At 56.9% G+C, this 14149-nt stretch carries 15 protein-coding genes; 11 read left to right on the forward strand and 4 right to left on the reverse strand.

Annotation, left to right across the window (positions count from 1 at the left end; all coding sequences use genetic code 11):
- The first annotated feature begins 130 nt into the window (after positions 1–130).
- Positions 131–526: a hypothetical protein gene (locus DLM45_RS02935; protein WP_181335500.1), complete on the forward strand. Its 396-nt coding sequence runs from the start codon at positions 131–133 to the stop codon at positions 524–526.
- A gap of 141 nt (positions 527–667) precedes the next feature.
- Complete coding sequence (locus DLM45_RS02940; RefSeq protein ID WP_181335501.1) at positions 668–1102, forward strand: hypothetical protein; 435 nt, start codon at positions 668–670, stop codon at positions 1100–1102.
- A 17-nt stretch (positions 1103–1119) separates the two neighbouring features.
- On the opposite strand, the gene DLM45_RS02945 is transcribed toward DLM45_RS02940, so the two are convergent.
- From DLM45_RS02945 to DLM45_RS02955, 3 genes are all read right to left on the reverse strand, one after another.
- A complete protein-coding gene (locus tag DLM45_RS02945) occupies positions 1120–1284 on the reverse strand; it encodes a hypothetical protein (protein ID WP_181335502.1) in 165 nt (54 codons plus the stop codon).
- Between the two features lie 104 nt (positions 1285–1388).
- A complete protein-coding gene (locus DLM45_RS02950) occupies positions 1389–2030 on the reverse strand; it encodes an isochorismatase family protein (RefSeq protein ID WP_181335503.1) in 642 nt (213 codons plus the stop codon).
- A gap of 193 nt (positions 2031–2223) precedes the next feature.
- A complete protein-coding gene (locus DLM45_RS02955; protein ID WP_181335504.1) occupies positions 2224–3663 on the reverse strand; it encodes an LLM class flavin-dependent oxidoreductase in 1440 nt (479 codons plus the stop codon).
- 632 nt (positions 3664–4295) lie between these two features.
- On the opposite strand from DLM45_RS02955, the gene DLM45_RS02960 reads away from it, so the two are divergent.
- The 9 genes from DLM45_RS02960 to DLM45_RS03000 all read left to right on the forward strand — a co-directional run bounded on the left by DLM45_RS02960 (position 4296) and on the right by DLM45_RS03000 (position 13108).
- Positions 4296–5573 carry a porin gene (locus tag DLM45_RS02960; protein ID WP_181338157.1) on the forward strand — a complete coding sequence of 426 codons (1278 nt, stop codon included), beginning with the start codon at positions 4296–4298 and terminating at the stop codon, positions 5571–5573.
- Positions 5574–5836: 263 nt separating this feature from the next.
- A complete protein-coding gene (locus DLM45_RS02965; RefSeq protein ID WP_181335505.1) occupies positions 5837–6391 on the forward strand; it encodes an NAD(P)H-dependent oxidoreductase in 555 nt (184 codons plus the stop codon).
- Between the two features lie 78 nt (positions 6392–6469).
- A complete protein-coding gene (gene sfnG / locus DLM45_RS02970) occupies positions 6470–7561 on the forward strand; it encodes a dimethylsulfone monooxygenase SfnG (protein ID WP_181335506.1) in 1092 nt (363 codons plus the stop codon).
- 53 nt (positions 7562–7614) lie between these two features.
- Entirely contained in the window at positions 7615–8742 is a 1128-nt protein-coding gene (gene ribB, locus DLM45_RS02975; RefSeq protein WP_210269781.1) for a 3,4-dihydroxy-2-butanone-4-phosphate synthase, read from the forward strand.
- Positions 8743–8800: 58 nt separating this feature from the next.
- On the forward strand, positions 8801–9328 hold the full coding sequence (locus tag DLM45_RS02980) for a flavin reductase family protein (RefSeq protein WP_181335507.1): 528 nt from the start codon (positions 8801–8803) through the stop codon (positions 9326–9328).
- Positions 9329–9446: 118 nt separating this feature from the next.
- Positions 9447–10469, forward strand: a complete 1023-nt coding sequence (locus DLM45_RS02985; protein ID WP_181335508.1) for a bifunctional riboflavin kinase/FAD synthetase — start codon at positions 9447–9449, stop codon at positions 10467–10469.
- 116 nt (positions 10470–10585) lie between these two features.
- Positions 10586–11926, forward strand: a complete 1341-nt coding sequence (gene soxC / locus DLM45_RS02990) for a sulfite dehydrogenase (RefSeq protein WP_343062231.1) — start codon at positions 10586–10588, stop codon at positions 11924–11926.
- Positions 11913–12488, forward strand: a complete 576-nt coding sequence (locus DLM45_RS02995; protein WP_181335509.1) for a c-type cytochrome — start codon at positions 11913–11915, stop codon at positions 12486–12488. The genes soxC and DLM45_RS02995 overlap by 14 nt, the downstream gene beginning before the upstream one ends.
- Positions 12485–13108 (forward strand): GTP cyclohydrolase II, encoded by a 624-nt coding sequence (locus DLM45_RS03000; RefSeq protein WP_181335510.1) that lies wholly within the window; start codon positions 12485–12487, stop codon positions 13106–13108. The genes DLM45_RS02995 and DLM45_RS03000 overlap by 4 nt, the downstream gene beginning before the upstream one ends.
- Positions 13109–13136: 28 nt before the next feature.
- Here the strand turns inward: DLM45_RS03000 and DLM45_RS03005 are convergent, their stop codons facing one another.
- On the reverse strand, positions 13137–13730 hold the full coding sequence (locus tag DLM45_RS03005; RefSeq protein ID WP_246317124.1) for a TetR/AcrR family transcriptional regulator: 594 nt from the start codon (positions 13728–13730) through the stop codon (positions 13137–13139).
- Between the last annotated feature and the right edge of the window lie 419 nt (positions 13731–14149).

Genomic DNA, 14149 nt, shown 5'->3' on the forward strand with positions numbered 1-14149 from the left:
TCCGGCTACGCCTAGTTATCAGGATGAGATTCGTTCCGCTCCGTGAAGCCTGTTCGCAGTTATTCGCAGCGTACGCGCAGCTTCGAACAGAGGTTTGAGTCAAACCCGTTGCAAATCATGGAGGGTCGCCTTGCGCGAACAATCCGTCATCCGGCCGCTGGCTTACGCGATCGTGTTTGTTTTTGCGATGTCCCTCGGCCTTGGCAGCGCCTCGGCAAAGCATCATCAAAAGTCGTCGACACCCGCCGATCCCTGCGCGTCCATGACGGTGACGATGAACGGCATCCTTCGCCAGTTGAAGACGGTCAACAAAGCGATATCTAACGAGCAATCCGCCCCCAAGACGCTCGCGGGTGTGTTCCAACTCATGCAGGGGCAGGCCTACGTCGACCAGGACAATCTCGAGCGAAAGACGCGCCTGCGACAGGAAGCGGACGATCTCGACAAGGCGATGCGCGTTGGAGGATGCACGCCGGTCGACATCAATGCCGAGCTCGCGAAGCCGTTCGTTCCCACCATTCACTGATCGCAACGCCTTCGAGTTGCTGATCGGACCCGTTTGCAAGTGGCTGCCTTATCTCGTCTCGCGACTATACGGTTGTTAACGATTTGTTTACCCGAAGCGCCTCGACTGGAGCCCAACTTCTTCTGAAGCGGGTTTTGCGCCGTGACGACCTCCCAGCTCCACATCACGATTGCCGCCGCCGTCTCAATTGCGAGCTTTGGCTTCGTTGGGACCAGCGCGGCGCAGGGTATGCTGACAACCGGATCCATTTCTATCGAAGTCGCCTGGAGCGGCGGCTACATGGGTCTCGGCGGCGGGCTCGTCAAAGCAATTGATGATGCTGCAGAGGCCTCAGCGCAGAAAGCTTCACGCGAGGCCCCTGCTCAAGCGGCAACTGAGAAAGTGGCCGAGAAGGAACCTGTTCGCGCCGCGTCCGAGCCGCCACGCAAGCGCATTCGGCACAAGCGTGCCGCAGCAGCAGTTGCTGTCCGTCCTCATCAAGTTGAAAATCGCGCGCCGGTGACTCTCATTTCCGAAACGCTTGATCACACCGGACTGAACATCAGCACGCTTACCGCGCGTCAGTCAGCTCGCTGAACCGGAGCTTTTCCGCGCTACCGTTGTGATTGGCGCTTCCGGTCGGCATCACCTTTTTCAGTGCGATCATCGGGGTCATCGGTCGGCTGGAATTTCGGCGGCTTTTCATCAGCCGGTTTATTCTCGCGGCGCTCTACGTCCGGCAACTCATGTTCCAGCGGCTTCGGTTTATCGGCGGACATTGTGCATCTCCTTTCCATTTGAAAAGGCGGCACAGCTCTTTTGGTTCCGAACAACGCTACGCGTTCAGCTCAAGCGGCGATAAACACTGGAATTCGCGGAGCGCTCAGCTCGGAACGGAAACCTTCATACCGAAGGCGTTGGACGCGGCGTCCTTTGAGACGACGTCTCCGTAGTGAGTGTCGATATCGCAAAGATTGACGCGGTGAGAGTCGGAACAGCTATCTCCGACGCATTCCTTTACGACAATCACGCGGAAGCCATGCTGAATGCCATCGACGGCGGTTGCGCGAATGCCGCTACTGGTCTTGCCACCGGCCAGCACGATCGTATCGATCCCCTGCTCGCGCAAAATCTGCTCAAGGTCGGTTCCAAAAAATGCGCTCGGATACTGCTTGGTGACGACCACTTCACCAGGAGCGGGCGCAACGGACTCGCAAAACTCCGATAACGGATTGCCGACCTTCATCACGTCCAGCGACGGAATCTTTCGGAACCAGACGCTGTCGTTCAGAGCGCCCGTTTCGGCATACTTCATGTTGGTGTGAATGACAGGGATATTGCTCTCCCTGGCAAACGATAAGAGCTCCGACGCCGCGTCAACTGCACGCGACATTCCACTCGCATAAAGGCAGGACGACGGACTGGTGTACGCTTGAACGAAATCTATCAGAAGCAAGGCTGGCCGCTGCCCGAAGCCGAGCCGATTTTCTCTCAATACCGAGTTGTCGATTTCAATCCAGAGCATTTGTCCGTCTCGCTTGCCGAGGAAGTGGCGAGAAAAGCGTTGCCTGTAACGCTATTTTTTCGCGCGCCTTGCCGAAAGACTCGCACACTTAAAACAAGAAAGCCGGCGCAGAAGAATTTGATCTTTGAAGGATCAAGGCTCCTGGCGCCGGCTCCTCTAACGTTTGGCGTAGAGTTCACCAAACAGGCTTACATCAGGTCGTCTCAAGAGCTTTCGCGTTTGAGAACTTCGACGGAATCGTGTGGGTCGCGACGCTTTCCTTACCGGCGTACGCACCACGGTACTGCGCGGCCGGATGGGTGGCTTCAACCTTGCCGTCCTTCGTTCCGAGGAACTTGTCGCGAAGCGTACCCTCTTTATACGACGTCTGAACGCGACCGCGCTTGCGCAGCTCCGGCACGACGTAGTCGATGAAGTCCGTCGTAGAACCCGGCGTGACAGCGTATGCGAGGTTGAAACCGTCGATGCCGCCTTCGTCGACCCAACGCTCCAGTTCGTCGGCAACCTTTTTCGTGCCACCAACAAGAACCGGGCCCAAGCCGCCGATGCAGCGGTTGCGGATCACTTCCTGAACCGTCCACTGCCGGTCGCTGCCGGACGTGAGAGATTCAAGTGTGGTGCGCAGGCTGTCGTTGTCCATCGCCTTCAGCGGCTCGTTGGGATCGAACTTCGAGAAGTCCTGGCCCGTCCATCCGCCGAAGAGTGCCAACATGCCTTCCGGAGCAGCGTAAGACAGATATTCTTGATACTTGCGCTCGGCAGCTTCGTCTGTCGGGCCGGTGACGACCGTGAGCAGCATGAAGATCTTTACGGAATCGCGCGAGCGGCCCTGTGCTTCAGCCTGGCTGCGGATGTCGTCCGTCATCTTCCGCGCTTGTTCGACATTGGTCGTCAGAATGAACATGCCTTCGGCATGCTTCGATGCGAACTGACGTCCACGGCCGGATGCGCCTGCCTGGAAGATCAGCGGCGTACGCTGCGGCGAGGGTTCGCACAGATGGAAGCCCGGCACCTTGAAGTATTTGCCCTCGTGCTTGATCGGATGGACCTTTGCGCCATCCGTGAATACGCCCGTTTCCTTATTGCGGTGAACGGCGCCATCTTCCCACGAACCTTCCCAAAGCTTGTACATGACTTCCATGTACTCTTCGGCGATGTCGTAACGTTCGTCGTGGCCGATCTGCTTGTCCATGCCGATATTGAGAGCGGCGCTGTTCAGATAAGACGAGACGACGTTCCAGGCGACACGGCCCTTCGTCAGATGGTCCAGGGTCGAAAGGCGGCGTGCGAGAAGATACGGCGGTTCGTATGTCACCGCGGCGGTAACACCGAAACCGACGTGATTGGTTACGGCAGCCATTGCGGAGATCGCGGCGAACGGATCGTTGACCGGAACCTGAGCCGCGTCGCGAAGCGCTGCTTCGGCAGAATTGCGATAAACGTCATAGACGCCGACGACGTCAGCGATAAACAGCGTGTCGAAGCAGCCGCGCTCCAATTCGCGCGCCATATTCGTCCAGTAGTCGATGTCGTTGTACTTCGATGCCTGGCTGGACGGATGCCGCCAAGTGCCCGCCGCCTGATGGGTGACGCAGGTCATATCGAAGGCATTGAGGATTATCCTCGGTTTCATCGCGTTTCCTCGTTCTTTGCGCTGTCAAGGTTGTTGTCTTGCACCGTCAGTCTTCCGGTCAGGCTCGGATCCGTGGCTTTTTGAATGCCCGGTACCCTTTGCCTGGATGCGTTCGCTCCTCATTCAATTGCCTTCGAAGCAGCCGCGGCCACCGGTTGGCCCACAGCCCGATCATCCGTGAAGTTCGTTGGGTGGGGATCGGCCGGCCCTCGCAACTTCCCGAACAATTGCATCTCAAATCCTGAACTTGTACCGACCGGTCCACATAATCAGGATTTTAGTGGGAAGCAAGCAACAAACGTATCAATTGCAATCGAGTGAGCCTCCTCAGCTAACGACGCGCGTAAGAAACGAGACCGATTCGTTGATGCGTGAGCGCTCTAAATGCGTGCTGAGTTCAAATTTCTGCGCTCTCACTGCGAAATAATGGCTGCCGTGATGAAGAATTCGATTTGACTGTTGCCGATCCAGTTAGCCCGCTGACGAACAATTACTTTTCGGTTGTACGCCTCCTTGCGAATAGCATCCAACCTTAAGCCCCTACAGTTATGTACCGTCCGGTCGCTATTTTAATATGTTTGTACCGTTCGGTCGGTTTGGTAGCTTGCATTATCGATTCGTGATGGGGAATGATGGCACTACGAAAAAAGACAACAGCCGCCACGGCTGGAATTGTGTTGGCGGTTGGCGCACTGAGCGCTCTGCCGGCACAGGCGGCCGATTTGGGCGGCAACTGCTGCGCGGATCTCGAAGAGAGAATTGCGGAGCTCGAGGCAACGACGGCCCGGAAAGGAAACCGCAAGGTTTCGCTTACGGTTTCGGGATGGGTTGCGCAGCAAATCGTGAATTGGGACGACGGTGTTGAATCCAACACGTATCTCACCGGCCTCGGCACGGCATTCGCGAGCAACGTCAACTTTACCGGACGCGCACAGATCACCAACGATGTGAGCGCTGGTTACGTCTTGCACATCGAATTGATCGACAGCGACGTCTATTCGACGAATGCGAATAGAGCGAACGGACCCGGCGTTACCGGAAGCCCGAACTCCGCTCAGGTCCACTACTCGTACTGGTTCCTGAAGAGCAACACGTACGGCCAAGTCAGCGTCGGCAAGCAATCGCAGGCGGACGATAACGTTGTCGTCTCGCTCGATAGTTCTGGAACGCTGGCTGCTGCGTACTGGGTTGGCTACGACGTCTTCGGCTTTAACGTTCGCGGCAACTTCGCACCCGGCCAGTCGATGATCTGGGGCAACGCATCTTCGTGCCGTGGCTGGGGCGGTGGTCCGGGCGACTGCGACGGTCTTCCCCGAAACGTCGTCCGTTACGATACGCCCGCAATTGCTGGATTTTCTGGCGCGGTATCTTGGGGCGAAGACGACGAGTGGTCTGTCCTCGGCCGTTACTCCGGCAACATCGGCGATGTGAAAGTTGCCTTGGCGGCCTCGTATGGCGAAACGAACGATCCGAACCTGGGCGCTACCTTCGGCGGCAAGCTGAAGTACACCCAGGCTGGCATCTACCTGCAGCATATGCCGACCGGAATATTCGGCACTGCCGGATATGGTCACCTGACCGAGACGGCCAATCTGATGAATAACCCGGATACCGATACCTGGTATTTCAAGGGCGGTGTCCGGCTTAAGATGACGCCTATCGGCGCTACAATTCCTTACGGCGAATATCTTGGTGCCAATAACAGCGCCATGATCAACGATAGCATCACCGATACATCGCAGGTGGTGGAAGGCTCTAGCACGACCTGGTGGGGTGTTGGCGTCGTCCAGGAAATCGATGCTGCGGCGATGTCCGTATGGCTCCGTTACCGCGATCACTCGGTCGATGTTCCCGGTGTCGATACCAAGGACATGTCTACGATCGTAGCCGGCGCAATGATCAGTTTCTGACCTGCCCAGAAACTTCGAAAAACCTCTCCCTAGACTACGTCCGGAGCCTCACGGCTTCGGACTTTTTTTTAGGAATTGTGCGTACGAAACCGCCAGGAACGACAGCGCTTAGAATTCTGCAAAGAAGGCGAAATTCAACACTGAAGACATTCACCAGATGGCAGATTGCGCTTGCGTCTGGAGGATTTTCAAATAATGATGGACCGATCGATACAAACAATGAGCCAGTCATTTGGTTCGATAGAAACTGCAGGAAACGTTCGATGCTAACGGTGGTGAAAATCAACGGTAGTCCCACGCAGCCCTCGAAGACGGGGATCCTGGTTGACGCTGTTGCTGACGCGATCGCGAAGGTGACTCCCGTCGAGAATTTCTCGATCGCGTTGTCGAACGTTGGGCCGGAATTCATGTGCGGCCTCACCCGCCCGGACATCAGCGCAAAGGGCGAAGAGCTTCTACGCCTCGCTGAAAGTGCGGATATCTTGATTATCGGAACGCCCGTCTATCGGGCAGCGTACACCGGTATTCTCAAACACTTCTTCGATCTGGTTGATCGTGACGCCATGCGCGATCGCAAAGCGGTGCTGTGCGCGACCGGCGGCACCCCGCTGCATGGTTTGGTTATCGAGCATCAGCTTCGTCCGCTTATGGGATTCTTTGCGATCCAAACGGCGACGACCGGCCTCTACGGTCTCAGCGAAGATTTCGCTAACGGCGCAATCTCCAGCTCAGCGCTGCAAAGCCGCGTCGATCGTGCTGCGCGCGAAGCTGTCACTCTTGTCGATCATTCTAAAGCAATTCCGGAACTGGTACAGTAAGCCGGCTTTCGCTGGTTTGGTGTCATTCGTCCACACCGAAAGGTATTTTTTGGGATGGGCCCAAAGACCATAAGTCCGATGAAGTTCGCGCATTGGGTTCCCAATGTCAGCGGTGGCCTCGTCGTCAGTAAAATTCCTCAGCGTACCGACTGGGGACTGCAGTATAATATCAAGCTGGCGAAGATCGCGGAATCCGTCGGCTTCGAATATGCGCTTACCCAAATCCGATTCATGGGAAGCTACGGCGCCGAGTATCAGCACGACTCTTTGATATTCTCGACCGCCCTCCTCGCTCATACCGAGTCGATCAACATCGTGACCGGCATTCTGCCAGGGATGTTTCATCCCGGCGTGATCGCGAAGCATGCCGCAACAGCCGATCAGATTTTCAACGGTCGGTGGGCGATCAATGTCGTGAGCGGTTGGTATCGCCGGGAATACGACGTGTTGGGCGTGCCGTGGCTCGAGCATGACGAGCGCTACGTTCGCTCGCAGGAATTCATCGAAATTCTGCGCGGCGCCTGGAGCGAGGACGACTTTTCCTACGCTGGAAAATACTGGCAGATTGACGGTTACACACTGAAGCCGAAGCCGTTGGTAATTCCAGGTCGGCCGATGCCTGAGATTTTCCAAGGCGGAAATTCTGCTGCCGCGCAACGGATGGCTGCATCGGTTTCCGATTGGTATTTCATGAACGGCAATTCGCTGGCCGGCTTCAAAGAGCAGATCACCAACGTTAGTAAGCTTGCAGCCGCCAAAGGGCGGACTGTGAAGTTTATCGCCAATGCTTTCGTGATTGCCCGCGAGACTGAAGCCGAAGCGAAGTCCGAACTCGACCGCATCGTACATAGTGCCGATACCGAGGCCGTCGAAAACTTCCGCGTTGCCGTGAAAGAAGCCGGGCAAGCGACGAAGGACGGCAAGGGCATGTGGGCGAAATCCACAAGCCGCGATCTGGTTCAATACAACGACGGCTTTAAGACAAATCTGATCGGCACGCCGGAGCAGATTGCGGAACGCATTTATGAAATGCAGAAAATCGGCGTAGATGCCGTGCTCTGCGGGTTTCTACACTTTCACGACGAGACTCGTTTCTTCGGCGAGCGCGTCATTCCACTCGTGCGCGAATTGGAAGCCGCGAATTCGGTGAAGAAGACTGCGACTGGATAAGCTTAGAAGCGGCCCAATCGACGCCTTGTGTAATATGGGCAAGGAAACAAGTAATGAACGTCATGTTCACCAACCACGATGCGGATGACGGTCCTTCTGCCGATATAAGTTCGGCCGAAGAGATAATTGAAGAAGCGCGCTCCGGCCGGTGTTTTATTCTGGTGGATGACGAAGGCCGCGAGAACGAGGGGGATATTGTTATCCCTGCTCAGTTTGCGACCGCAGACATCATCAACTTCATGGCCCGTCACGCACGCGGGTTGATCTGCTTGGCGCTAACGCCCCAACGCGTCTCTCATCTCAAGCTGAGCGCGATGGCACAGAGCGCGCAGGGTGGTTTCCAAACTGCCTTTACGTTGTCGATTGAAGCGCGCACAGGCGTAACGACCGGCATTTCCGCGGGTGATCGCGCGCGAACGATTGCGGTCGCAATCAATCCGGAAAGCACCTCGAACGACATTGTCACTCCGGGGCACATTTTCCCGCTGATCTCGCGTGAAGGCGGCACGCTGGTCCGGGCCGGACATACTGAAGCCGCTGTGGACGTATCCCGCATTGCGGGCCTCAATCCTTCCGGCGTGATCTGCGAGGTCATGAATGACGATGGATCGATGGCGCGGCTGCCGGATCTTTTGCGGTTCGCCTATCGCCATCAAATCAAGCTCGGCACGATCGCTGACCTGATCGCGTATCGGCTTCGGCACGAGCGGCTCGTCACTGCGGTTGCAACGTCTGGGATTCATCATCCGAGCTTTGGCGAGTGGGAGCTCGTCATCTATCGCGATACCGTCGATGGCTCGGAGCACGCTGTGCTCGTAAAAGGCAACATCACTGAAGAGCCCGGACCTATTCCGGTCTGTCTGCACCGCTCCGATCTGATCAGCGACGTTGTTCTTGCGCGCGACGGCGAAGGCGTGAGCAGCGCGATGTTTAAAATCATGAAGCGCGGCCGAGGCGTAATCGTTCTGCTGAACGATGGGCGTCGCGGTGCGCTTTCGGAACGCGTGCGCAACTGCAGCCCGCACTCCCGGCCCGGCACTCAACTTCGCGAATATGGAATTGGCGCGCAGATCCTGGTCGATCTCGGCGTCACCGAAATGGTTATGCTGGCCAATCGCGAACAAACGCTCGTTGGCATCGAAGGATACGGACTGACGGTGACCGGCCAAGAGACCTTGTGAATTCGCCGTAGTCATTCGGCCAAGCAATCAAGATAGAATAGTGAGAGAGACGATAGCTATGCAGATGGGATCAATTCGTTCGGGCGGCGGGGCATCGAACGAAGCCGCAACTGGAGTTGATGCAGGCGCTTTCCGTGGCGTGATGCGGCAGCTTGCGGGATGTGTGACCGTTATTTCGACGGAAGAGGAAGGCACGCTTTACGGCTTCACCGCCACCGCGGTTTGCAGCGTGTGCGCCGAGCCACCGACAATTCTCATCGCCGTGAACAAGACCGCCCGCACTCACCCGCACATCGACCGCAAGGGTGCGTACGCCGTCAACATTCTGGCTGATGGTCAAAAGCACATTGCTGAGCACTTTGCAGGAAAGGGCGACGATCAGTTCGCTACCGTTGAATATGCTTTAGGCGCTCATGGCGTGCCCTTGATCAATGGCGCGGCCGCCCATCTCGAATGTGAAATTACCCAGAGAATTGAGATCGGCACCCATACGCTTTTCGTTGGTCACGTGATCGGCACGGGCGTGGATGCCGTCAAGCCACTGATCTATCATGACGCAAAGTATGGCCTGATTTCTCACCTTTAACGAACCGTGCGGACGCAGCATCCGCTTCGCGTCCGTAAAAATATTGAAGCGATACGCCTTTAGAACGTCGCTTCAATTTCCGATATAACGACCGGCAACCGTCATTCGATCGTCACTCATGTTCTGGACGTTGCAGACATTATCCGATTTTCCGGACCGCCTGCGGGGCGCATACGTCGTTGTTGGAAACTTCGACGGCGTTCATCGCGGGCACCGAGACCTTCTGCAGCGCGCCTCCAAGTTTGCCGAGATCGACGATCGATTCCTTGTAGCGCTGACGTTCGATCCGCATCCGCGATCCGTTCTCACGCCTCGCGCACCATTTCTTCAGCTCACGAGCCATGAAGAGAAATGCCGTCTGTTGAAAGAGGCGGGCGTGGATGATGTCGTTACGCTCTCCTTCGATGCCGAGCTTGCTTCGCTCTGGCCGTCGGCATTCGTCGAACTGGTTCTGGCCGAACATATGGCCGCCAAGGCGATAGTTGCGGGCCAGAATTTTTGCTTCGGTTTGAATAGAGCGGGATCGATTGCCGAGCTTGCTCAAGTCGCGCCTGACGCGGGCCTCTCGGTCCACATCGTTCCTCCTTTGTGTTCGATGGATGGCGGCGAGATCATCACGTCGGAACTCATCAGGTCGCGGCTAACTGTTGGTGACATAAAAGGCGCCAATCATCTTCTCGGCCGGCGGTGGACGATCGAAGGTGAGGTTGTGCACGGAGATAAGCGCGGACGGCAGCTCGGTTTTCCGACGGCCAACCTCGCGCCAAATCACAATGCCCAGTTCGGCTTTGGCATCTATGCCGTGCGCGTTCTCTTGAATGGCGAGATCTTGAACGGCGTTGCCTGCTACGGCACACGCCCGCAATTCGATGACGGCGCGCCGCGAATCGAAGTCCATATTCTGGATTTCGCTGGCGACATTTACGGCGAGAGACTGCTGGTCGAGTTCGTTGCCTTCCAGCGTTCCGAACGGACGTTCTCCGGTGTCGAGGCGCTGATGCAGCAGATCGATCAGGATTGCCTGATGACGCGTCGTCTTCTCAGCGCCGACCCGGAGGTCGATAGCGTCTTGAAGCGGCGTGCAGGCACCTTTGCCAGTACGGCAGCAGGCGCGCGCGGGCAGTCGGCCATAACTCTCTAACATCGGCGTCTGCGAAATGCGTTTCCCCGGCATCGAAATGGATATCGCCGTGGACTTTTATTGTACCGCCTGATACATACAAATAAATGAATTCGCCGTTCTGTAGAGAGGTCCGGGTGTCGAACGATCGAGACAGCGAGCCAACGATTTCATCCAACGTCGAGGAGGATTGCCCGTGTCGCGACGGCATGAAGCCTCATGTCGAACTCAGTCGGCGTGGCTTGCTCATGTCCGCCGTCGCCGCCTCTGCATCGGGCGTGATGAGCGCAACCGCGATGGCCGCTGACAAGACGAAAGCGCCCCCAGGCGCCGCTCTTTATGACGTGCCGGACGATCCGACAAAAGTGATGGGCCGCGGCGTTCATGAGGACGGCGGTTACGGCACGCGTTCTCAATTCGAGACGGAGGTTCGCGAAAAAGAAGACAGGCCGCTTGACGCTACGTCGTGGACCTACACGCCTCTCGCGGCGACGATCGGCAATCTAACGCCATCGGGATTGCACTTCGAACGCCATCACGGCGGCATTCCGACGATCGATCCGTCGCGTCACGATCTGTATCTCCACGGCCTCGTAGACGTTGCGAAGAAGTTCACGATGGCGGACATCAAAAGTCTGCCGTCGATTACGCGCCGCTACTTCATCGAATGCTCGGGCAACACGCTTTTCGAATGGCAAAAGCCTACAGGCAAAAACGTTCAATTCACGCACGGCCTGCTGAGCACTTCGGAGTGGACGGGCGTACCGTTTGCTGCGCTGGCGCGGCAGGTCGGACTGAAGGAAAACGCGGCTTGGGTTCTGGCCGAAGGCGCTGATGCTGCCGTGATGACACGCAGCATTCCTCTCGACAAACTGATGAGCGACGCGCTGATCGCGTATGGGCAGAACGGCGAAGCGTTGCGGCCAGAGCAAGGCTATCCGCTTCGCTTGATCCTGCCAGGCTACGAAGGCAACACGCAGATCAAATGGCTCCGCCGCCTGCAGGTGAGCAATCGCCCGTTCCAAACGCATGAAGAGACTGCGGCGTATACCGATCTCATGAAAGACGGTCGCTCCAAGCAGTTCACACTGCAGATGGATCCAAAATCGGTCATCACGTTCCCGTCCGGCGAAATGATGCTGCCGAAGGCTGGGTTCTATTTGATCTCGGGGATCGCTTGGACGGGGCGCGGCCGTGTCAACGCCGTCGACATCTCGCTCGATGGTGGGAAGTCCTGGGCACCGGCGCGTCTCGATACCGTCCCCGAGCCCAATTGTACGGTTCGCTTCAGCTATCCTTGGCACTGGGATGGGAAGCCTGCGGTGCTGCAAAGCCGGTGCATCGACGACGCGGGCAACGTTCAGCCCACGCGTACGGATCTCATCAAGGTGCGCGGCTTGCATTCTGTCTATCACTATAACGCCATTCAAAGCTGGGCCGTTGCGGCAGACGGCAGTGTGTCAAATGTCCATGTTTAAGTCTCTCTGCGCCGTCATATTGCTTGGTATCGCGCCGATGAGTGCGCAAGCGGATCCAACAGGGATAGACGTCGGCACACCCATGAGCGCCGATGACCTGAACGCGTTCTTTGCCATTGAGGTCGATGGAACGGGGCTGCCGCACGGAAAAGGCACCGCGGCAACCGGCAAAGAGATCTATGCCGAACGCTGCGCGCACTGCCACGGCGAGAATCTGGAAGGCTCGAAGGAGCTTGGCGGACCGCGGCTTATCGGCGGGCGCGGAAGTTTGACGACGGACAAACCTCTCAAGACTGTTGAGAGCTACTGGCCGCACGTCTCGACTCTTTACGATTACATGTGGCGCACCATGCCGTTCGATCAACCCGGATCGCTTTCGCCGGACGATGTCTATGCGCTGGCAGCGTACATTCTCTCTGCTGGAAAGATCATCGACGACAAGACGGAAATGAACGAGAAGACGCTTCCGAAAGTCGTCATGCCCAATGCCAACGCATTTTTCGACGCCTCGGGGACTACGATCGATCTCTATAACGTGCAGCCGGTCGCTCCGAAAAAATGAGCGCTTCGCGTGAGTTTGCGTCGGAAGCTTTGCAGCATGCTGCAACCTCGCTACCGATCGAACTGGGCGGCAAGACCGTCATGCTGGACGCTCACGCCTACAGCGATGGCGTCGACCAGCTTGTTGTTCTCCTCCATCGCGCCGCGGATATTTGCAGCGACCATATTCCGATCGTTCGTATCCATTCAGGATGTGTGACGGGCGATATATTTCATTCGTTGCGATGCGACTGCCGACAGCAGCTACAGGCGGCGCTGCAGACGATTTGTGATTGCCCGTATGGCGCGCTCGTTTATTTGCCCTATCACGAGGGGCGCGGCATTGGTCTCTTCAGAAAACTAAAGACCTATGCTCTTCAGGATTGTGGGCTCGACACCATCGAAGCCAATCTCGCGATCGGCGCGCCGGTTGATGCGCGCGATTTCACTCTGGCGAGCCGCGCGCTGGCAGACCTCGGCATGAGAGACGTGCGGCTCTTGACGAACAATCCGCTCAAAGAGACGGCGCTTTCCGGTCTCGGAATCCGTGTCGTGGAGCGCGTTCCGCTCAGGGTACTGGCTAACCCTCACAACGAGCGGTATCTGGAAACGAAGCGGCTGCGCATGGCGCACGACTGCTGACTATGTCGGCGCCAGGCGGCGCACATTCCTACGGCGCGGAGCGGTCGGTGGCTTCGGCGGCGGCCAAGGCCATGTCGGCGAAGATGTCGGCGATCTCGCGCGATGATCTTCTTCCCGACGGCTTGAGCCAAAGGAAGCTGTAGAAATACATGCCAAGCATGCCCTTGATCGCAACCGTCGGCAGCGGCCGGAACAGACCTTTCTTCTCGCCTTCGCGGAAGGTGTTCATCCAGATATCCTGGTAGGCCTGATGCAGGTCGGAAACGATGCGGTGCCTCTGGCCCGTCAAGCAATCCGCTTCGCGGAAGCAGACTGTCATCTCTGGTAAATTGGCAAATATGGTCGCCATCAGCTTGCGACTAAGAAGGTAAATCCGCTTCCTCGGGTCGGGCTCAGATTCGAGCGAGTCCCGGCCTGCAGCCACCAAGTCTTCGATGTATCGAACGACGATGCTGAACAGCAGATCTTCCTTGCTGCTGATGTGATAGTACAGCGCGCCGCGACCGAGACCGACCGCTTCACCAATCTCCGCAACGCCGACCGCGCGATACCCTCTCGTCGCGAACAGATCGGCGGCAATTTTTTGAATCCGCTCAAATTGCGGACCGCCCGACACAGCCATCTTGGAACCCGCGTTAGACCATTCTGTGTGTGGACTAGTCGGTACACCAGTGCTATGTGTCAAGGAAGATCGTTTCCGCCCGGCCTGGGACGAGATCTTCACATCTGAACGTGACAATGAAGCCTCCAAGATTAGTCAGAAGTCGAATTTGAATCGCCTCCAGACACCGGTGATAACAGCACATATTTGGAAGTTGGGCGACCCCTAGAATATGCTGCAAGATTCATCGGAAGTCGATTTGAATCGACCCCGGGAAGTCGTGATAACGGTACATAAATAGAAGCTGGCCGACCCCAAAATATATGCCGCATTAACACCCTTTGGGACGTGCGGAAATGGCAAGGAAAGTCCGTCGCGTTGAGTTTCCTGGAACCATATTCGTCGAACGCCCTGCCGGATAAATTCCGTGGGTTCATTGG

The organism is Hyphomicrobium methylovorum (assembly GCF_013626205.1).
GTDB lineage: Bacteria > Pseudomonadota > Alphaproteobacteria > Rhizobiales > Hyphomicrobiaceae > Hyphomicrobium_B > Hyphomicrobium_B methylovorum.